The sequence below is a fragment of the Thermoproteota archaeon genome, from assembly GCA_003352285.1.
Classification (GTDB): Archaea; Thermoproteota; Nitrososphaeria; order Nitrososphaerales; family Nitrosopumilaceae; genus PXYB01.
This window is the reverse complement of the sequence record QQVN01000005.1, coordinates 16,204-33,465: the sequence shown is the minus strand read 5'-3', so window position 1 is coordinate 33,465 and position 17,262 is coordinate 16,204. Positions and strand designations below refer to the sequence as shown.

At 36.7% G+C, this 17,262-nt stretch carries 22 protein-coding genes and 1 rRNA gene; 10 read left to right on the top strand and 13 right to left on the bottom strand.

The genetic code is table 11. The annotated features are described in order from the left end of the window. Nucleotides 1-85: 85 nt before the first annotated feature. Together DWQ18_06340 and DWQ18_06335 are read left to right on the top strand one after the other, a co-directional pair. Nucleotides 86-322: a hypothetical protein gene (locus DWQ18_06340; GenBank protein ID RDJ32815.1), complete on the top strand. Its 237-nt coding sequence runs from the start codon at nt 86-88 to the stop codon at nt 320-322. Between the two features lie 2 nt (nt 323-324). After that, complete coding sequence (locus DWQ18_06335; protein RDJ32814.1) at nt 325-699, top strand: hypothetical protein; 375 nt, start codon at nt 325-327, stop codon at nt 697-699. Here DWQ18_06335 and endA read toward each other — a convergent pair. From endA to DWQ18_06310, 5 genes are all read right to left on the bottom strand, one after another. Further along, on the bottom strand, nt 696-1,232 hold the full coding sequence (gene endA / locus DWQ18_06330; GenBank protein ID RDJ32813.1) for a tRNA-intron lyase: 537 nt from the start codon (nt 1,230-1,232) through the stop codon (nt 696-698). The genes DWQ18_06335 and endA overlap by 4 nt on opposite strands. Nucleotides 1,233-1,300: 68 nt before the next feature. Then, on the bottom strand, nt 1,301-1,954 hold the full coding sequence (locus DWQ18_06325) for a DUF47 family protein (protein ID RDJ32812.1): 654 nt from the start codon (nt 1,952-1,954) through the stop codon (nt 1,301-1,303). Nucleotides 1,955-2,022: 68 nt separating this feature from the next. Continuing rightward, entirely contained in the window at nt 2,023-3,792 is a 1,770-nt protein-coding gene (locus DWQ18_06320) for an ATP-dependent DNA ligase (GenBank protein RDJ32811.1), read from the bottom strand. A gap of 37 nt (nt 3,793-3,829) precedes the next feature. After that, nucleotides 3,830-4,240: a hypothetical protein gene (locus tag DWQ18_06315; protein RDJ32810.1), complete on the bottom strand. Its 411-nt coding sequence runs from the start codon at nt 4,238-4,240 to the stop codon at nt 3,830-3,832. 56 nt (nt 4,241-4,296) lie between these two features. After that, nucleotides 4,297-5,433, bottom strand: coding sequence for a fructose 1,6-bisphosphatase (locus DWQ18_06310; protein ID RDJ32809.1), 1,137 nt, complete (start codon nt 5,431-5,433; stop codon nt 4,297-4,299). A gap of 131 nt (nt 5,434-5,564) precedes the next feature. On the opposite strand from DWQ18_06310, the gene tuf reads away from it, so the two are divergent. The 3 genes from tuf to DWQ18_06295 are packed head-to-tail and all read left to right on the top strand — an operon-like array spanning nt 5,565 to nt 7,422. Beyond that, on the top strand, nt 5,565-6,863 hold the full coding sequence (gene tuf / locus DWQ18_06305) for a translation elongation factor EF-1 subunit alpha (GenBank protein ID RDJ32808.1): 1,299 nt from the start codon (nt 5,565-5,567) through the stop codon (nt 6,861-6,863). Between the two features lie 10 nt (nt 6,864-6,873). Further along, nucleotides 6,874-7,182 carry a 30S ribosomal protein S10 gene (locus DWQ18_06300; GenBank protein ID RDJ32807.1) on the top strand — a complete coding sequence of 103 codons (309 nt, stop codon included), beginning with the start codon at nt 6,874-6,876 and terminating at the stop codon, nt 7,180-7,182. A 39-nt stretch (nt 7,183-7,221) separates the two neighbouring features. Then, nucleotides 7,222-7,422, top strand: a complete 201-nt coding sequence (locus DWQ18_06295; protein ID RDJ32806.1) for an RNA polymerase Rbp10 — start codon at nt 7,222-7,224, stop codon at nt 7,420-7,422. Here DWQ18_06295 and DWQ18_06290 read toward each other — a convergent pair whose 3' ends face one another. Together DWQ18_06290 and DWQ18_06285 are read right to left on the bottom strand one after the other, a co-directional pair. After that, nucleotides 7,423-7,617 carry a hypothetical protein gene (locus tag DWQ18_06290; GenBank protein RDJ32805.1) on the bottom strand — a complete coding sequence of 65 codons (195 nt, stop codon included), beginning with the start codon at nt 7,615-7,617 and terminating at the stop codon, nt 7,423-7,425. It abuts the gene before it with no gap. A 4-nt stretch (nt 7,618-7,621) separates the two neighbouring features. Beyond that, entirely contained in the window at nt 7,622-8,032 is a 411-nt protein-coding gene (locus DWQ18_06285) for a hypothetical protein (protein RDJ32804.1), read from the bottom strand. A gap of 281 nt (nt 8,033-8,313) precedes the next feature. Between DWQ18_06285 and DWQ18_06280 the strand changes: the two genes are divergently transcribed. Further along, the gene (locus DWQ18_06280; GenBank protein ID RDJ33408.1) at nt 8,314-8,823 is read left to right on the top strand and encodes a TIGR00725 family protein; all 510 of its coding nucleotides are present in this window, start codon (nt 8,314-8,316) and stop codon (nt 8,821-8,823) included. Here DWQ18_06280 and DWQ18_06275 read toward each other — a convergent pair. Next, a complete protein-coding gene (locus DWQ18_06275) occupies nt 8,813-9,952 on the bottom strand; it encodes a 3-hydroxyacyl-CoA dehydrogenase family protein (GenBank protein ID RDJ32803.1) in 1,140 nt (379 codons plus the stop codon). The two genes, DWQ18_06280 and DWQ18_06275, sit on opposite strands and share 11 nt — an antisense overlap. A gap of 221 nt (nt 9,953-10,173) precedes the next feature. On the opposite strand from DWQ18_06275, the gene DWQ18_06270 reads away from it, so the two are divergent. Both DWQ18_06270 and DWQ18_06265 read left to right on the top strand, forming a co-directional pair. After that, the gene (locus DWQ18_06270; GenBank protein ID RDJ33407.1) at nt 10,174-10,452 is read left to right on the top strand and encodes a hypothetical protein; all 279 of its coding nucleotides are present in this window, start codon (nt 10,174-10,176) and stop codon (nt 10,450-10,452) included. Between the two features lie 35 nt (nt 10,453-10,487). Beyond that, nucleotides 10,488-10,895: an HIT family protein gene (locus DWQ18_06265; protein ID RDJ32802.1), complete on the top strand. Its 408-nt coding sequence runs from the start codon at nt 10,488-10,490 to the stop codon at nt 10,893-10,895. 1 nt (nt 10,896) lies between these two features. Here DWQ18_06265 and DWQ18_06260 read toward each other — a convergent pair whose 3' ends face one another. Genes DWQ18_06260 through DWQ18_06250 form a run of 3 tightly spaced genes read right to left on the bottom strand, consistent with a single transcriptional unit; the run spans nt 10,897 to nt 12,453 of the window. Then, complete coding sequence (locus DWQ18_06260) at nt 10,897-11,574, bottom strand: molecular chaperone DnaJ (GenBank protein ID RDJ32801.1); 678 nt, start codon at nt 11,572-11,574, stop codon at nt 10,897-10,899. Nucleotides 11,575-11,616: 42 nt separating this feature from the next. Further along, nucleotides 11,617-11,979, bottom strand: a complete 363-nt coding sequence (locus DWQ18_06255) for a cupin domain-containing protein (protein RDJ32800.1) — start codon at nt 11,977-11,979, stop codon at nt 11,617-11,619. Nucleotides 11,980-12,000: 21 nt separating this feature from the next. Beyond that, nucleotides 12,001-12,453, bottom strand: coding sequence for a cupin domain-containing protein (locus DWQ18_06250; protein RDJ33406.1), 453 nt, complete (start codon nt 12,451-12,453; stop codon nt 12,001-12,003). A 94-nt stretch (nt 12,454-12,547) separates the two neighbouring features. Here DWQ18_06250 and DWQ18_06245 point away from each other — a divergent pair, with 94 nt between their 5' ends. Continuing rightward, nucleotides 12,548-13,255: a hypothetical protein gene (locus tag DWQ18_06245; GenBank protein ID RDJ32799.1), complete on the top strand. Its 708-nt coding sequence runs from the start codon at nt 12,548-12,550 to the stop codon at nt 13,253-13,255. A gap of 1 nt (nt 13,256) precedes the next feature. On the opposite strand, the gene DWQ18_06240 is transcribed toward DWQ18_06245, so the two are convergent. Together DWQ18_06240 and DWQ18_06235 are read right to left on the bottom strand one after the other, a co-directional pair. After that, nucleotides 13,257-14,075, bottom strand: coding sequence for a tetratricopeptide repeat protein (locus DWQ18_06240; protein RDJ32798.1), 819 nt, complete (start codon nt 14,073-14,075; stop codon nt 13,257-13,259). A gap of 40 nt (nt 14,076-14,115) precedes the next feature. Beyond that, entirely contained in the window at nt 14,116-15,420 is a 1,305-nt protein-coding gene (locus DWQ18_06235; GenBank protein RDJ32797.1) for an aminotransferase class III-fold pyridoxal phosphate-dependent enzyme, read from the bottom strand. Nucleotides 15,421-15,698: 278 nt separating this feature from the next. Here DWQ18_06235 and DWQ18_06230 point away from each other — a divergent pair. Then, a 16S ribosomal RNA gene (locus DWQ18_06230) occupies nt 15,699-17,173 on the top strand. Nucleotides 17,174-17,262 lie beyond the last annotated feature (89 nt).

Sequence of the window (17,262 nt, the reverse complement as noted above, 5' to 3'; positions counted from 1 at the left end):
CAGTTCCAATCTTTTGTGATATTTAATTGGATTGATCGGTTTGATTCCTTGATATCTTTATTTGTGGGCTTGTTTGATTAATGACATGCATGATTCTGAACCAGATACATTTGTTTCAAAAACATGGCCAGAAAAATTCTCAGATATGTTAAAAGAAATCGGTGTTGATTCAAAATCCAATGAAATAGCAACCGGTGATGTTGAAAATGATGATTACTATAGTAGATTTTTTTCTCAAACCCCCAGAATGGTTACAAACAAGGGAAGCTTGGAAGTAAAAAACTCCAACATTGACGTGATACAAATTATTCAAAAGGGATAGAAATGCAAGATCCAAATCCACTACCTTGGGGCGCACTTGATAGATTCCAAGCACACTTTATCGTACGAAAAAATACTGGAAATGATCCTTCTGCTTTTGTTGCAAAAACTGTTCTCAAAACTACAGGTCGCTTTGGAAACAAAAAAGTTGTATCTGTATCTTGGGATGGCGGTAAACTTGCTGAAGTATTAAATTCTGATTCCGCATTAAATGAATTAATTGCAAAGCAATCTATCAGAGATGCATCATTATTTGTAGAACCAACTGAGACTGGAATTAGAATTCACAACAAATGGAAGAACCACTTAGATTTTGATATTTCAAAAGAAATGTTTGAAATCTATGATAAAATAGCTGGCCACATCAAATCTCTTTAGGCTCGCCACCAATCTAGCGCAAGAAAACTAACGTTATCTTTTCCTTGTGGAATTGCAAGGATGAATTGCTTTCTTACTGTGGTTGCCAGTCTTCCAGCAAGTACTACTCCTGTACTAGTGATGATGTCTTTTTTGTTATACACTTGAACTAAATACGGTGCATGATCAATTCCTGGACCTTTCTCATATACTGCAAAATCACATCCAAATTTTATCCCAGGATTGACAATGTAACCATTATCTCTAAAATTTTTGTACACTGTAAATTTTTTATCAAAATCATGATACTCTTTTCTACAAATCTCCAACATTTGCTCTTCTGAAATTTTCTTTTTTAATTGATAAACTGTGATTTTTCCATTTTGCATCAAATAGTAACTTTCTATGAGATCCAAAATCAATGGAACATTGATTTCCTCAAGTTTTGGTTTTGGCATTCCAATTGGCTTTCCATAATATCCACTTGAAAAAAGTTTTTTAGAATTTTCAATATCCCAAATAATTACTCTGTTCTCTATCAGCTCACTCTTCATGAATTGTCTCCTCTAACATTTGGTATTATTTGTTAGGTTGGAATAGAAAAATAACTAGATTCACTTGACTATAGGCTTAGTGCTAATAGTATGAATGAATCTGATACTCTTTGACATTTGTCGGCCATCTCTTCAATTCCTTCAATGACGTCCTTAACTAGTAGGAGTTCCTTGGTGTTTGTGATTTCATTGAGGATTGTGATTGTGGCTTCACGATATTTGATATCGATCTCTCTTTCAATTGCTTGAGTTTCTTGGGCTAATTCGATTGCATTTGATGCATTGGTGTTTAGACTTCTAATCACCTCATTTAGTTTGTAAACTTCGTCCACTACAAGTTCAATGAGTTTTGTAAGATCCTTGTCTAACTTTGAATTCTTTAGTGTGGCAGGTTTGATATTTGCAAGTTTAAATGAAATTCCAGTGATGTAACCTGCAATCTCATCCATTGTGTATGCAGTATTGAGAAGGTTTTCTCTATTCATAATGAGTCCTCCAACATCTGCCACCTCACGAGTAATCTTTCGTCGTAGTGTTTCTACTTCCTCTTCGATAGTAGAAATTTGTTCTAAGGTATTCTTTATTCCGGTCTTGTCTTTTTTCATCATAAGATCTGGCAGTGTGGCCAATTCTCTTGATGCATTTAGGATTCTGTTTATTTCATCTTGTAAGACGGCAATAGCCTTTCTCTTAGCTTGAACTTCAAGTTCCCCGCTATACATTTCAGAAATTTGTAATTTTGTGAGCCTAATTAAATCATTAGATCTTTGTCAAATTAAGAGGAAAAAACCTAGTACTGCTCTGCCTCGTTTTGTGTTACCTTCTTTTGGCCACGAAAAAGTGTGATGACCTCTTGATCTGTTGATGCATTTTCAGCAGATTTCTCTGACCTTATCTTTCCTGTAAATTTGGGAAATCGTAATGCCAGCCCTGCATTTTTTCGTAATTCATTAAATGCTGTTTTGTGAATTGGACTTAATGTAATTTCAGAGGCTACTATCTCTATTACTAGCTCTGGCTCAAACCAAACATCTGCTTCCATCTCGCTAACTATTCTTGGATTCTTTTTGATTGTCACTTTGTTTGATAGTATCTGATAGAGTTGATCTAAATCCTCATCAGTAAATCCTGTTCCAACTTTGCATATGCTTGGAAACTCATCCTTATCTTCATTGTATGATGCAAGAAGTAATGTGCCGTATCTTCCAGTTCTTCTTCCTTTTCCAAAAAATGCACCAATTACTACGAGGTCTAAACTATCTCCAAGTTCGTTACGGTATTCTCGTTTTAGCTTCAACCAAAGATTTCCTCTCGAACCTGCTCTGTAAGGGCCATCTAGAGTTTTTAGCATTAGTCCTTCACAACCTGCATTGATGCTATTTTCCAAGAAATCTTCTATCTCAATTTCGTTTTGTACTGTTGTCATTGGAATAAGCTTTACAAATTCATCTTCCTGAGTGATCTTTTCCAATATGCCTCTTCTCTTCTCATAAGAACTCTCTAAGCAACTAGAATTATCATAATACAATATATCAAACAAATTTACTGAAATCGGATACTGCGTTACTGCTTTTTCTATCTTGTATTTTCTTCTCCTATGCATTAATTCTTGAAACGGAAGAAACTCCCCTGTGTTTTCATTAATAGCTACTGCTTCAGCTTCTAAGATGACTTGCTTTGAATTGATTTTTTTTGGAATATTTTCTACAATATCTGGATAATAATTTGTAATGTTCTCTAAACTTCTTGAGAATAAAACTACTGCATCATCTTTAATGTGTATCTGAACCCGCTCCCCATCCAATTTGTATTCTGCTGAAAATTTATCTCCTAGTTTTTCAATCGCTTCAGCTTCACTTTTTACTCTCTCAGCAAGCATTGGTCTAATCGGATTGAACAGTGTAATATGAAAATCATTTATTCCCTCAATGCCTTTTGCTACAACTGTTTCTGCAACTTTTCCTAAATCGCTTGAGACATTGTATGCATTCTCTAAAAACTTTCGATTATCTTTTGAACCTGTAAAAGCAATTGCCAATGCATCCATTACTGTGTTTTCTGCAATTCCTAACCGTAAGGTTCCTAGCAAGATTTTTAAAATAAAACTAGACTCTTGCGGATTTGCGTCATTAAGTAGACTAGAGATGTATTTCATCTTCATGTCTTGTGATCTGGCCCCTTCAAGCTTTGCAATTTTGTATAGTGTCTCGTAAACTCTTTCGACAGTAATGTCTTCTACAAGAAATGTAGTCTGTGTCTTTTGTTCTAGTATCTTTGATGCAGCGTGTCCTAGGTCTCCATCTTTTCTATATGCTAATTCTATCTTATTGCTAGGAATTCCTGATGACTTTGAAATCGCCCTGATTGCAAGCTTTTCTGCAACACCTAACTCCACTCCCTCAAAGTCTGGCCTTAATTTTCCTTGAATAAGATAGACAATTCTTGAGATTACGTCTTGTGGAGTGTTTTTGAATAACTCTACGAGAATGTCTGTTAGCTCTAGCCTCTTTGTGGTTTTTTCCATTCGTTCAAAAGATTCAGATAAAATTGAGAATTGCACTTAGGGATTTCTACTGTGACTGAAATAAAAGTTTGAACTAGATGTATCTAAAAATTGTCTTCTTTTCAGACTTTTTGACATCTGATACTAGGGCAAAATTATGCAATGGGTATGACTTCTTGTAGTCTTTCATAAAACTCCATGCCACATCATGTGTTTTGAATTCTTTTCTAATGCCATCAATTTGTGTCTCTTTACCGTATATATCAAAGATTACAACAGTATAGCTCTTTGGCTTGTTGTGTGGTCTTGCTTTTAGAAGCCATGCAAATGCAAAAGCAAAGACTGCTGCCAAAATTACGACTTCGCCAAAACTCTTGAAGAATGTCCATATGAAATTGGGTATTGTGACTCCAAATAACTGGCCCACAAACTGAGAAAACGAAATAATTGCAATTGCAGTTAAAATGTAAGTCTTAATTTCAAAAAGCAAAAATGCCTTATTCATGAATATACTTCTCTGTATTTGCTTTTAACCCTTTACCAGATTTTCACGAAATGACACTAATCTGGATCTTCGTAGTTTTCTTTTTTCTGACCAGAAGAAGATCCCTCTTCAATTGGTTTCATCTTTGCTTCTAGTATGTCCATTCTAGCTCGATACCCTTCTGCATATTCTAATTCTGATGGAACTAGTGTTGCTGGGTGGATGAATCCTTGACTTCTCATTGCAAGAGCTTTCTTTGTTGCAATCTCTCTGACATAATCCCAATCTGGCGTTGAAAATCCATCAAAGGGACCTGTGAGTTTTCCATTGTGCATACTAAATACTAGAGCAGATACTATTGGAATGCAAAAGTCAATTGTTGCAGCTGTGTTTAGCTTCACTGGCATTAGAGGCATGTTGTGACTTCCTCGTGTGTTTCCTGCCACGTAATGTGGATTATTAAAAACACTACCTGCTTCTTCTGTAGCAGGAAAATTCTTTTGTGTTCTGATGAGACAAACTGGATCGTCTTTTCCTACGTATGTCCCTGCAATATTGTGTAGTCTATCAGTGGAGGCAGCAAGTATTGGCTCTCCTTCTTTAGTTTCAATTGTAGATATGACATATCTTCCAGGATACATCAGTGCAGCTTCAACAGTTGGTTTATCTTCCCATAATGATAATTTTGCAATCTTTCCTTCTTCAACATCCATTACACTGATGTTTACTCCTCGTGCAAGAGATTTGTTAACAATTAATCCTGTATTGCTGAGTCCGTCTACAAATAATCTGTACAATGGATAGTTAAATGCGCCTGGCTCTGTTTTATCCGCTGCAAAAACTGTAAATGCTTCATTAGGTCTTTCTTCAAATTCCATTTCTGCAACTCCAGGACCCATTCCTTTGATGTTGCCTGAAAATGAATCCTTGAGAAGATCTTGGCCTGCACCATACAATCCTTCTTCTTTAGCAACTTTAGTACCAGCTTCAAATGCATTCCATGCTAATTGATGAATCTCTTTACTTTCAACACCCTTGGTATGTGTCATTACAATGTGAACATCATCACCACAATATCCGATGTAGTGATCAAGTAACAAATTTCCTGCAGATTCTACAGTCTTTCTAACTGCATTGATTAATCCGTCACTTGGTCTAGTATGTCCTCCAATTCCACCAACATCTGCTTTGATCACTGATACAGTAATTTTCATAATTTGTCTCAATATCTCTTTGATTTATGTGTAATTTATCAAAATTGATGATCCCAAAAAAATTGAAAAAAATCTTGTCTTTCTTCAAAAAATCGGAAAGGTAATAAATCCCCTCCATCTACGATTTCGATATGGCTAATAAAGACCACTTGAACCTGATTGTTACAGGTCACATCGATAACGGAAAATCCACCACAATGGGTCACTTCTTAATGGATCTAGGTGTTGTGGATGAAAGAACTATTGAAGCTCATGCAAAAGCATCTGAAGAAACCGGAAAAGGTGATACCTTCAAGTATGCTTGGGTTATGGATAATATTAAAGACGAAAGAGAGAGAGGTATCACAATCGATCTCGCATTTCAAAAGTTTGAAACTCCTAAATTCTTCTTTACCTTAATTGACGCCCCAGGACACAGAGACTTTATCAAAAACATGATTACTGGCGCTTCTGAGGCTGACTGTGCAGTTCTAGTACTTTCTGCAAAAGAGGGTGAAACTGACACTGCTATTGCTCCAGGTGGACAAGCAAGAGAACACGCTTTCCTGCTCAAAACCTTAGGCGTAAATCAATTAATTGTCGCTATCAACAAGATGGATGACAGCAACTTTTCAGAAGAAGCATTCAAAGTAGCAAAAGAGAAGGGTGAGAAATTAATCAAATCTGTAGGTTACAAAATAGATCAAGTACCTTTCATTCCAGTATCTGGTTGGAAAGGAGACAACTTGGTAAAGAAGTCAGAAAACATGGCTTGGTACAAAGGAAAGACACTCTTAGAAGCCTTTGATGACTTTAAGATGCCAGAAAAACCAATTGGCAAACCACTCAGAGTTCCAATTCAAGACGTATACTCAATCACTGGTGTAGGAACTGTACCAGTAGGTAGAGTTGAAACCGGTAAGATGAAAGCTAACGATAAGATCATTGTAATGCCTTCTGGCGCAGTCGGTGAAATCAAATCAATTGAAACACACCACCAACAAATGGAATCTGCAGAAGCTGGAGATAACATTGGATTTAACCTAAGAGGCATTGAAAAGAAAGACATCAAGAGAGGAGATGTAATGGGAACACCAGACGCTCCACCTAAAGTTGCAAAAGAATTCAAAGCACAAATTATTGTTATACACCATCCAACAGCATTAGCTCCTGGATATACACCAGTAATGCACTGTCACACAGCTCAAGTCGCTGCAACAATTACAGAGTTTGTCTCAAAGATAAACCCAGCAAGTGGTGCAGTAGAAGAAGAGAATCCAAAATTCTTGAAAGTTGGTGATTCTGCAATCGTAAAAATCAGACCAGTAAGACCAACCCCAATTGAAACATTCCAAGATTTCCCTGAGATGGGCAGATTTGCTCTAAGGGACATGGGTGCAACAATCGCTGCTGGTATTGTTAAAGAAATTACTGAAGAACACAAACCATAGGTAGGAGTAGATGACTCAATCTGCTCGCATCAAACTAACAAGCACCAGTCTCCCTAAACTAGATGGTGTTTGTGGCGAGATAATGGGGATTGGAAAGAAAACCGGTGTTAGAGTAAAAGGACCAACTCCACTTCCTGTAAAAAGATTGCATGTTGCTACAAGAAAATCTCCTTGTGGAAACGGAACAGAAACTTATGAAAAATGGGAGATGAGAATGCATAGAAGAATTATTGATATTAATGCAGATGATAAGGCAATTAGACAATTAATGAGACTAAAGATTCCAGATGATGTCTACATTGAACTATCCCTAACTTAGGTTTGTTAGCCTTAAATTACAGCAAAGCGAGCAAAAATCATGTCTGAAGAAACCCCTGATGTATCAATGGAGGAATCAGCACCCACTGAGCAGTTTGAAGTAATCTATTCTTGTCTTAGATGTGGAACGACTGTATCAAATACAGAATTGACTCGCTTGCCAGAAATAAAATGCATTTGTGGATTCCGAGTATTCAATAAAGTACGTCCACCAGTAGTAAAATCTGTTAACGCAGTATAGCTACCTGTCTTTTTTGTAACTATGTTCTCTTTGTAGATGAGTTCTCATATCTTCCATATTTGAAAATGATTCATTGCATTCTTTACAATCGTATGGAAGATCCTTATAGTGTGTTACTTGTTGATGCTGCATGAGCTCTTCTATCTTTGAGAATTTTGCTTTACATATTTCGCATACATTTTTTTTAAAAAACATTAACTCATCCTGATTTTGCTTTTTGTTCGTCCCAACAATTTCTACAAAGCTGCCCTGTCATCTTCCACTTTGATTTTGGATTGTATCTGATAAAGCCCATCTTGCTTCCACAGACACTACAGAAATTTTTTTCATTTTTATGACTTGATTCTTTTTTATCAAAGCATTCCTTGCAAAGCAATCCATCCATGTCCCATTGCCATCTTGGCTCCCATAAATCTGAAATTTTTTTAGTTATTCCACATTGTGCACAGGGCTGACGAGATTTTGCTTCAAAATATTCCTTGGTCTTATCCACATGACAGTTTCCACAAAGTGAACCTTTGATATTCCACTCTCTTTTTGGCTTGTGCTTGTGAGTGATCTCTTTATTACAAACTGCGCAATATGTTGGACCCCTACTGAATAATCGCATCTTTGACTGTATATTCAGGTCTAAAAAATAGTTTACCCTGTCTAAATCTAAAACAAATATCAAAAATGAATATAGGCCGTTTAGGCTTGTTCGATAATCTTTTCTATTGCTTGGCTTGCATTAACCATGCCGTGTTTTTTTGCAAATTCCTCGATCATCTTGTATTGATCATTTGAAAAGCAAATTGGCATTGAGCGTTTTTCCATAGTATACTATCTTTTTTTTATTTAATATCCTTTACGATTGGAAAGATTTTTGATATGATGCTTATCATGGCAAACATGACAAAACGAATCCAAATTTTGGTAATCGGTCATAACGATAATGGATGTACTCCAGAGCATGAAAAAATTGCTTATGAAACTGGATCTGAGATTGCAAAATCAGGCGCCGTATTGATATCTGGTGGTCTAGGCGGTGTAATGAGGGCATCTTGTCATGGAGCCAGAGATGCTGGGGGTTTGACTGTGGGGATAATCCCTCAAGATGATCCAACATTTGCAAATGAATTTTGTGATATTGTTATACCCAGTGGAATGGGCCTGACTCGTGATTTTCTAAATGCACTTTCTGCTGATGGAATCATTGTAATTGGTGGCGGTTCTGGAACTCTCTCTGAGATGGCAGCTGCATACATGCACAAAAAACCAATGGTGGTCATAAAAAATACCGGTGGTGTATCTCAGCAGTATGTTGACAAATATCTAGACCACAGAAATAATGTTAAGATTCTTGGTGCAGATAATCCTAAAGATGCTGTAGAGTTAATTCTATCAAAAATTACTTTATAGAAACTAGTAGTGGATCAGGCTCGTAAAACTTTCCATGTTTTTGTGCCAACTGATTTAATTCATTTACAATATTTGACATTCCAATTTCTTTTGCTGTTTCAAACAATGGCTTTTTGAGTCCTAATCCTAATTGTGCTGCTTTTTCAATCTCTTCGATGTCGCTTGCTCCATTTGATACTAACCATGCTGCATTGTTTAAAATATTTGCAACAATTTGAATGGGGTTGCATTTACTAGCAAGCTCTTCTGATAAAGGAATTCTTTCGTATTTGTCATCTGAGTATTTGTAAAATCCTTCTCCGGTCTTTTGACCTAATTTCTTTTCATTAAATAATTTTTCAATTGTCGGATGGGGGTTGATTACTTTTTTATCTCTCAGATGCATCTCAATTGTAGCTTTGTGTATGACATCCATTCCAGTAAAATCTGCTAGCTCAAATATTCCCATTGGGAAGCCAAGCTTGAATTTTACGGCAGAATCAATTTCTGTCTTGTCGTATCCAAATCTATCCATTACGTAACATGCTTCGTGAACGAGTGGAATGAATAATCTGTTCACAATAAATCCTGGAACATCTTTTCTGCAAACTACTGGTTGTTTGTTTACTGATTTTACATAGTTATTTGTTATATCTAAAATATCCTTTCCAGTTTTTTCTCCTGGGATTACCTCTACTAGTTTCATTAGTTGAGGTGGGTTAAAGAAATGAATTCCAATAAATTTTTCAGGTCTGGTTGTTGTGTTTGCAATCTCTGTAATTGGAAGTGTACTTGTGTTTGATGCAAAGATAACATTTTCAGCAGCAGCTTCATCTAGCTCTGCATATACTTTTTTCTTCAAATCCATGATCTCTGGAACTGCCTCAATGACCATGTCTGCATTCTTTACTGCTTCTTTCAAGTCAACGATAGGAACTATTCGTGAGTAAATGTCCTCAGACTGTTCTTTTGTAATTTTTTCTTTTGATACTAGTTTATCTAAACTCCACTTTATCTTCTCCATTGCTTTATCAAGAAATTTCTGCTCAATATCTCGCAAGACAACATTGTACCCTGACATTGCAGAAACTTGAGCAATCCCATGACCCATTATTCCTGAACCTAAAACTGTAATGTTCTTGATTGCCATATGTTTGATGAAAACTAGTATCCTTTATAATATATTTCAAAATTTTAATTTGTAATGGGATTACTACGAAAAAAAGAAGATCCAAATCAAACAAAATGTAAAGAATGTGGAATGGAATTACATGACCCCGAACGCCTAAAGAGACATCTTAAGAAGGCACATGGTAATGTACCTGCAAAAAAATTAGACCCTAAAGGCAGTGATGGGGGTCTTTGGTAATTTTGGATCTTTCTGAATCACAAAAACACGGATTAATCTTTGGAGGAGCTATAATCATTGCAGGCTTGGTCTTGGCTACTGTAGTTTTTCCTTTTTGGAATTTGATTCGCGAAGATGTTTTTGAGGAAGTTGAAATTCTCTCAAATAAAGATGGGGTTTGTTATGTTGCAACCCAAGATAATGTTCCTAAAACTATAGAAAACTGTAATGCTCAAGTTGGCGATAGTGTTACTATAAAATTTGGCCGAGATTTAGCTTGGGCTGAAATTGTAACACCATAGTTGAATTTAATATCTTGATTAATTCATCATGAATAATGGATTGTATTTTTTGTAAAATTGTTCATGGTGAGATTCCATCAAAAAAGATTCTAGAAACAGGAAAATCTCTGGCATTTTTAGATGCCTTCCCGGTAACTGCAGGTCATTGTTTGGTTATTCCAAGAAATCATTATGAAAAAGTCCAAGATATTCCTTCTGAGGAAAATAAAGATCTCTTTGAGACAGTGAGGATGGTCACATCAAAAATTGATCAATTAACGGGCGCAACTTTGATTGCCATTCATAATGGTAAACAAAGCGGGCAGGAAGTACCCCATGTACATGTTCACCTGATACCACGGAGCAAAAATGATTCTGCAGGACCTGTTCATAGTATGTTTCAAAACACGCCAAAACCAGATAACAAAACAACTGAAGAAATTTTTAAAAAGTTAATTATGTAATTTAATGGGGATATAGTTTCTCTTTAGTGTCTAGGTTTTCAACTATGATTGCTTTTGTGGGGCATGTCTCTGCCGCATTCATAATTTTATTTATGCCTGCTCCTTTCATGTTGTGAACTTTTGATTTTGGATTCATCCTTGATAATCTGTCAACTTCAAAAACATTTGGTGCAATCATCTCACAACTACAACATCCGATGCATAAACTTGGGTCTACATTGACAAAAAGATTGGGTTGCTTTTTGGGTTCTTTTGTTTTTTCAAACTCTTCATTTTTTCCATTGTTGTTAACCTTTGCATCATATGCTTCCCAAAACTTTCTTTCATATTCTTTCCAAAATCCTGGGTTCTCATCTTCAAACTCTTGAGTATACTTACTCCAGTCTTGTTGGGGTGGATCATTTTTTGGTGGAGCTCCCCACTGTGAATTATTTTTTCTGACATCTTTTTTCTGTTTTGTTTCATCATCAGTAAAATCCCAACTCTTGTTCTTTGATTGAGTGTCTTGATTATTTTTTAAAATATGATATGCCTCTGTTACCAGTTTGAATTTTTTATCATCTCCTTTTGATCTATCTGGGTGTAATTCTAGGGCCAACTTTCTGTATGCTATCTTTACTTCATCAAAAGATGCATCATTCTTTATTTCCAAAGTCTGGTAAGCTTGGGATGTATTCACTAATCTCCTAAAGCCATGGCTATTTTAAAAACAATTTGTGTCTCACTTTATGATGAACTCATCATCCTGTTTCCAAGCAGGATCTACTATACATAAAAACTCCAAATTTTCACTTCCAGTGTTTTCTACATGCTGAGGTGACATGGGTGGTACGTAAATCACACTGCCACTTTTGACTTTGAATGATGTATTATCCACATGAATAATTCCATTACCTTTTAGAAAATAATATACCTCAGATGACTTTAGTTTGTGCTTTGTTGATTTTTTTCCTTCATTCAAAGTAAAGTGTGCTATACTATACCTTATCCCATCCAAAGTGTTGTGTGGATGAAATAATTGACGAATGATAGTTCCTTCATTTCCTTGAATTGTTTCTACTTCGTTTAGTTCTTTAAACGACATACCTGACTATAGGATGAATAATTATAATTTCTTTATTGCTTTTGAATTAAAGTCTGATTCAAACCAAATGGTTTTTGGTTCTTTCTTTGAGGGCATATATGCATTAATGGCAAAATGCGAAAAAGTCTTCTTGCTTACTGAACCGTGAGTGTGAAGTGTTTTTGCAGGAATATATGCAATGTCTCCTTTCTTTAAAGAAGTTGTTTTGATTAATTTTATTCCAAATAATGAATTCTTTGTTTTTGCATTTTTTCTAAAAATTTCTAGACTGCCTATTCCTTCTGTAACAATTAAAGTCTGACCTCCTGTATGGCAATGTAGTTTCGTCCTACTTCCATTTTTGAAGGTTACATGATATAATTTTTCATCATTTGATTTTATTTTACCAGTGATCTCTTTCATCACTGTCTTTCCTGTAAAATATACGCTGTCTGCATTTTTTGTTTTAACTTGAGAAAGATTAGTCTTTTGGATTTCCATAACTTTCCTTATCTGACTGTGTTTTATCTGTTTTAATCATATTGACTTGTATGCAATCTTTAAAAGTTGATTCAACTTTGATGTATTATTGTCAAATGCTGACTATGAGAGTAAGACCTTTGTTTTAAAAGTAAACTTGGATGAATTTGACGCACAAAAGATAACAGAACAAAAAAAGGTTAGTGTCTTTAAGAGTCTCTTTTCAAAACCTAAAGCAGACGAAGTCAATGTTGCATCAACTGATTTAATCTATGAGGGAGTTCTTTATGTCTCTGGTACTTACACTGCCGATTACTATAGAAAAGCAACTCATGAGATATCCGTAGACCATAATGTTAGTGAGGTAGTTTTAGGTGAGGGCACATTCCCTATTCGTGAAAAATCAAAATTTGCTAAAATGCTTTCAGGTAAAAAAGGGAAAAACAAAGTAGATATTCAAATGGAAGAGCACGCTTACGTTGTTAATTCTGATTCTATGTATTTCGATCAACATGGAACCGAAATAAAATTTCCATTCAAATTAGATTCTAAAAATTTAGAAAACTATCCTACAAGAGTTTTACAAAAAAATCAACCTGATGTAAAAAAACCAGATTTATCTGTAGAAGAGGCTATTGAGAAATTAAAAACTAAGTTAAAACAACTTGATGTCGAAAATGTTCGAGATTTAAGAGAAGATTTTACCATTGACGAAGTTTATGAAATCTATGTTCCAATTTACGAATCACGAATTGTAGGTCCGAAAAAGAAAGTAGAATTACTCCGAATAGATGCTGTAAGAAACAAAATTTTGTAATTTATTTTACCATTTTTCTAAATCGTTCGTCATCTTCAAATCTTTCAAATATTTTCTCAGCTCTTGCCCATTTTTTTATCGTTTTAGGATCTTTCATTATAGCTCTTTTTAGTAATTCTAATGATTGACTGATGTCATCTAGTGCAGCTTTGCTTCTTGCTTTGGCATAAATGACATTGACATTGTCTCTATGCTTTTCAAGAATCTTGTCAAAAACTCTTATCGCTTCTTCATGCTTTTCTAATTCTGCTAATTCTATTCCCTTGTGAAACAAACTATCCAGATGACTAGGATTGTTTTTTGTTACTTTCTCAAAGCAATTGAGCGCCTCTTCATGTCTTGCAAGCTTTCCTAACACGATTCCTTTGTAAAATAACGCATTTGGCTTTCTGGGATCTAATTTTATAGCTTCATCTAAAATCGCTAATGCCTCTTCACGCTTTTCAAGTCTGTCAAAGAGCACTCCTTTGTTAAAATATGCAGCAGCATATTTTGAATCAGCAGCAATTGCCATGTCGTATGATTCCAATGCTCCATCTGTGTTTCCAAGTTCTGCCTGAGCTATTGCCTTGTTGTTATACGCATCAGGATCATCTTTCTTTATCTCAATAATCTTATCAAAACATGTTATCGCATCCTGATATTTTTTTAATTGATTTAGAGTTAGGCCTTTTTTGTGTAAGGCAGACAAATTTTTAGGGTCATTTTTGAGGGCTTTGGAAAACAATACTAGTGCAGCTTTAGGCTGATTCTTTTCAAGAAAAGATACTCCTTGATAGATTAGGTCTTCTGGGTCCTCTTTTTTTCCAAAAAATATCATGCTATTCCAATATCCTTAGTACTTAATAATTTTCAAATTCTCAATGATAGAAATCTTCTGTGAATCTTTGTGTGGCATTAACCAAATTTTTGATATCCGAAATTGAATGTGCATCCGATATTGCTCCAAGCTTTCCAGGCAAAAAGAAGATGCCATCTTTTGCAATTAATTCAGTGTGATATCTATGTAATAATTCTACATCACATTTTGCTGCATCTGATGCGTTATTGATTTGTGTAATTCCTTCCTTGACAAAGTGGGTCATAAATAATGAATCCTTTCCTGTGATGATTACTTTATCGCCAAATGTTTTCTTTAACTCTCTTCTTGCATAATTTCCAAGCTTGCTAATTTTTGAGTAGATTGATTTTTTCTTTAACGCTGTTAGGGTTGCATGGCCTGATGTCATTGAAATAGGATTTGCAGAAAATGTTCCTCCTCCAATATATGATCTTTCTTCTTTAGTATATTTTCCAGTATTTGCATACTCCATTATCTCTTCTTTACCACACAGGACTCCTATTGGGAACCCACCTCCTACAATTTTTCCCAAAGTTACAATGTCAGGATCAAGTTTCATAGTCGGATAAAGACAACCGTATCTGAATCTAAAACCTGTAACGATCTCATCTAGTAAAAATAACGAATTATTTTTGTGAACAAATTCTTCTATTGCCTTGAGATATTCCTGAGTTGCTGGAATGCATCCTCCGCCACCTAATACTGGTTCAATAATAGTGCATGCCAAGTCCTCTTTGACAGAATTTAAAATTTCAATTGATTTTTCAATATCATTGTATGGAATTGATATTATATTTTCCTCATTTACTAGTCCACTGCTTTCTGATTTACTAAACGGCCAGTTGACTGTTTTTAGAAGTTCAGATGTATATCCATGCCATCCGCCATCAATCTTTGCAACAATTTTTTTTCCAGTGACTGAGCGAGCTAATCTTACTGCATACATTGTGGCTTCAGTACCTGATGTTACATAACGAATTTTTTCTGCAGCAGGTACTGTCTTTTGTATTATGCTTGATAGCTCAACTGTTGGATTGTTGACTGTACCAAACATCCATCCATTGTTTACTTGTTTTTGAACTCTATTTTTTACTGAACTTGGAGCATGTCCAAGAATTAAACTCCAATGACCCATCCAATAATCTACAAATTTGTTATTATCAACATCAATCAGATTTTTGCCTCTGGCAGATTTTACAACAAATGGATATGGCTCAAAAAATCTAATGTTATGACTTACTCCGCCAACATGAAATTTTTGTGATCTTGCAAAAATCTTTGAGGATCTCTTTGTCTTTTTTTTGTATTTTGAAATATAATCCACTTTTTTCAGTCCTATTTTCTATTATTTGATCGTTAATTTAATCAAAGATCGAAACTTCTTGGCATGGTTTATATGTATTTGAGAAGTTTCACCCTCTGCATACGTAACGCAAGAGCGGCGCTTGTGATGAAGTATGGTATTGGACCATTTTATGATTCCCAAGCCTCCAGTTACGCATACAAAATGAGGATCTGATCAAATGATCAAATCTGAAATGTGAAGATTATGTGCATTCCGTTCAATTCCAATTAAGTACAATAGTACTTCTATAATCCACTGAATCCGGTTGATCCTGCCGGACCTGACTGCTATCGGATTGATACTAAGCCATGCGAGTCTTTGTAGCAATACAAGGCAGACGGCTCAGTAACACGTAGTCAATCTACCCTATGGACGAGGATAACCTCGGGAAACTGAGAATAATACTCGATAGATCATAGCTCCTGGAATGGTTTATGGTCAAAATGATTTATCGCCGTAGGATGGGACTGCGGCCTATCAGTTTGTTGGTGGGGTAATGGCCCACCAAGACAATTACAGGTACGGGCTCTGAGAGGAGTGGCCCGGAGATGGGTACTGAGACACGGACCCAGGCCCTATGGGGCGCAGCAGGCGAGAAAACTTTGCAATGTGCGAAAGCACGACAAGGTTAATCCGAGTGATTTCTGCTAAAGAAATCTTTTGTCGGTCGTAGAATCACCGATGAATAAGGGGTGGGCAAGTTCTGGTGTCAGCCGCCGCGGTAAAACCAGCACCTCAAGTGGTCAGGAGGATTATTGGGCCTAAAGCATCCGTAGCCTGTTGTATCAGTTTTCGGTTAAATCTATACGCTCAACGTATGGGCTGCCGGGAATACTGTACAGCTAGGGAGTGGGAGAGGTAGACGGTACTCGGTAGGAAGGGGTAAAATCCTTTGATCTATTGATGACCACCTGTGGCGAAGGCGGTCTACCAGAACACGTCCGACGGTGAGGGATGAAAGCTGGGGGAGCAAACCGGATTAGATACCCGGGTAGTCCCAGCTGTAAACAATGCAAACTCAGTGATGCATTGGCTTGTGGCCAGTGCAGTGCCGCAGGGAAGCCGTTAAGTTTGCCGCCTGGGAAGTACGTACGCAAGTATGAAACTTAAAGGAATTGGCGGGGGAGCACCACAAGGGGTGAAGCCTGCGGTTCAATTGGAGTCAACGCCAGAAATCTTACCCGGAGAGACAGCAGAATGAAGGTCAAGCTGAAGACTTTACCAGACAAGCTGAGAGGTGGTGCATGGCCGTCGCCAGCTCGTGCCGTGAGATGTCCTGTTAAGTCAGGTAACGAGCGAGACCCTTGCCTCTAGTTGCCACCATTACTCTCAGGAGTAGTGGGGCGAATTAGCGGGACCGCCGCAGTTAATGTGGAGGAAGGAAAGGGCCACGGCAGGTCAGTATGCCCCGAAACTCTGGGGCCACACGCGGGCTGCAATGGTAGTGACAATGGGTCCCAAATCCGAAAGGAGGAGGTAATCCTCAAACACTACCACAGTTATGACTGAGGGCTGCAACTCGCCCTCACGAATATGGAATCCCTAGTAACTGCGTGTCATTACCGCGCGGTGAATACGTCCCTGCTCCTTGCACACACCGCCCGTCGTTTCATTGAAGTTTGCTTTTAGCGAGGTGACGTCTAATTGGCGTTATCGAACTTGAGGTAAGTGACAAGGGAAAAGTCGTAACAAGGTGACCGTAGGGGAACCTGCGGTCGGATCACCTCCTTAGATAAAAGAAATTGTGACGAGTGCACATAATCTTCACAAAAACCATCAGATGCAATGCATCATGAAAGTGATGTATGAAGGATGTAGCGG

Excerpts from the sequence above, each read along its gene's own strand:
- DWQ18_06340 (RDJ32815.1), top strand. The coding sequence starts at position 86 with ATGCATGATTCTGAACCAGATACATTTGTTTCAAAAACATGGCCAGAA.
- DWQ18_06335 (RDJ32814.1), top strand. The coding sequence starts at position 325 with ATGCAAGATCCAAATCCACTACCTTGGGGCGCACTTGATAGATTCCAA.
- endA (RDJ32813.1), bottom strand. The coding sequence starts at position 1,232 with ATGAAGAGTGAGCTGATAGAGAACAGAGTAATTATTTGGGATATTGAA.
- DWQ18_06325 (RDJ32812.1), bottom strand. The coding sequence starts at position 1,954 with ATGTATAGCGGGGAACTTGAAGTTCAAGCTAAGAGAAAGGCTATTGCC.
- DWQ18_06315 (RDJ32810.1), bottom strand. The coding sequence starts at position 4,240 with ATGAATAAGGCATTTTTGCTTTTTGAAATTAAGACTTACATTTTAACT.
- DWQ18_06310 (RDJ32809.1), bottom strand. The coding sequence starts at position 5,433 with ATGAAAATTACTGTATCAGTGATCAAAGCAGATGTTGGTGGAATTGGA.
- tuf (RDJ32808.1), top strand. The coding sequence starts at position 5,565 with ATGGCTAATAAAGACCACTTGAACCTGATTGTTACAGGTCACATCGAT.
- DWQ18_06300 (RDJ32807.1), top strand. The coding sequence starts at position 6,874 with ATGACTCAATCTGCTCGCATCAAACTAACAAGCACCAGTCTCCCTAAA.
- DWQ18_06295 (RDJ32806.1), top strand. The coding sequence starts at position 7,222 with ATGTCTGAAGAAACCCCTGATGTATCAATGGAGGAATCAGCACCCACT.
- DWQ18_06290 (RDJ32805.1), bottom strand. The coding sequence starts at position 7,617 with ATGTTTTTTAAAAAAAATGTATGCGAAATATGTAAAGCAAAATTCTCA.
- DWQ18_06285 (RDJ32804.1), bottom strand. The coding sequence starts at position 8,032 with ATGCGATTATTCAGTAGGGGTCCAACATATTGCGCAGTTTGTAATAAA.
- DWQ18_06280 (RDJ33408.1), top strand. The coding sequence starts at position 8,314 with ATGACAAAACGAATCCAAATTTTGGTAATCGGTCATAACGATAATGGA.
- DWQ18_06275 (RDJ32803.1), bottom strand. The coding sequence starts at position 9,952 with ATGGCAATCAAGAACATTACAGTTTTAGGTTCAGGAATAATGGGTCAT.
- DWQ18_06265 (RDJ32802.1), top strand. The coding sequence starts at position 10,488 with ATGGATTGTATTTTTTGTAAAATTGTTCATGGTGAGATTCCATCAAAA.
- DWQ18_06255 (RDJ32800.1), bottom strand. The coding sequence starts at position 11,979 with ATGTCGTTTAAAGAACTAAACGAAGTAGAAACAATTCAAGGAAATGAA.
- DWQ18_06240 (RDJ32798.1), bottom strand. The coding sequence starts at position 14,075 with ATGATATTTTTTGGAAAAAAAGAGGACCCAGAAGACCTAATCTATCAA.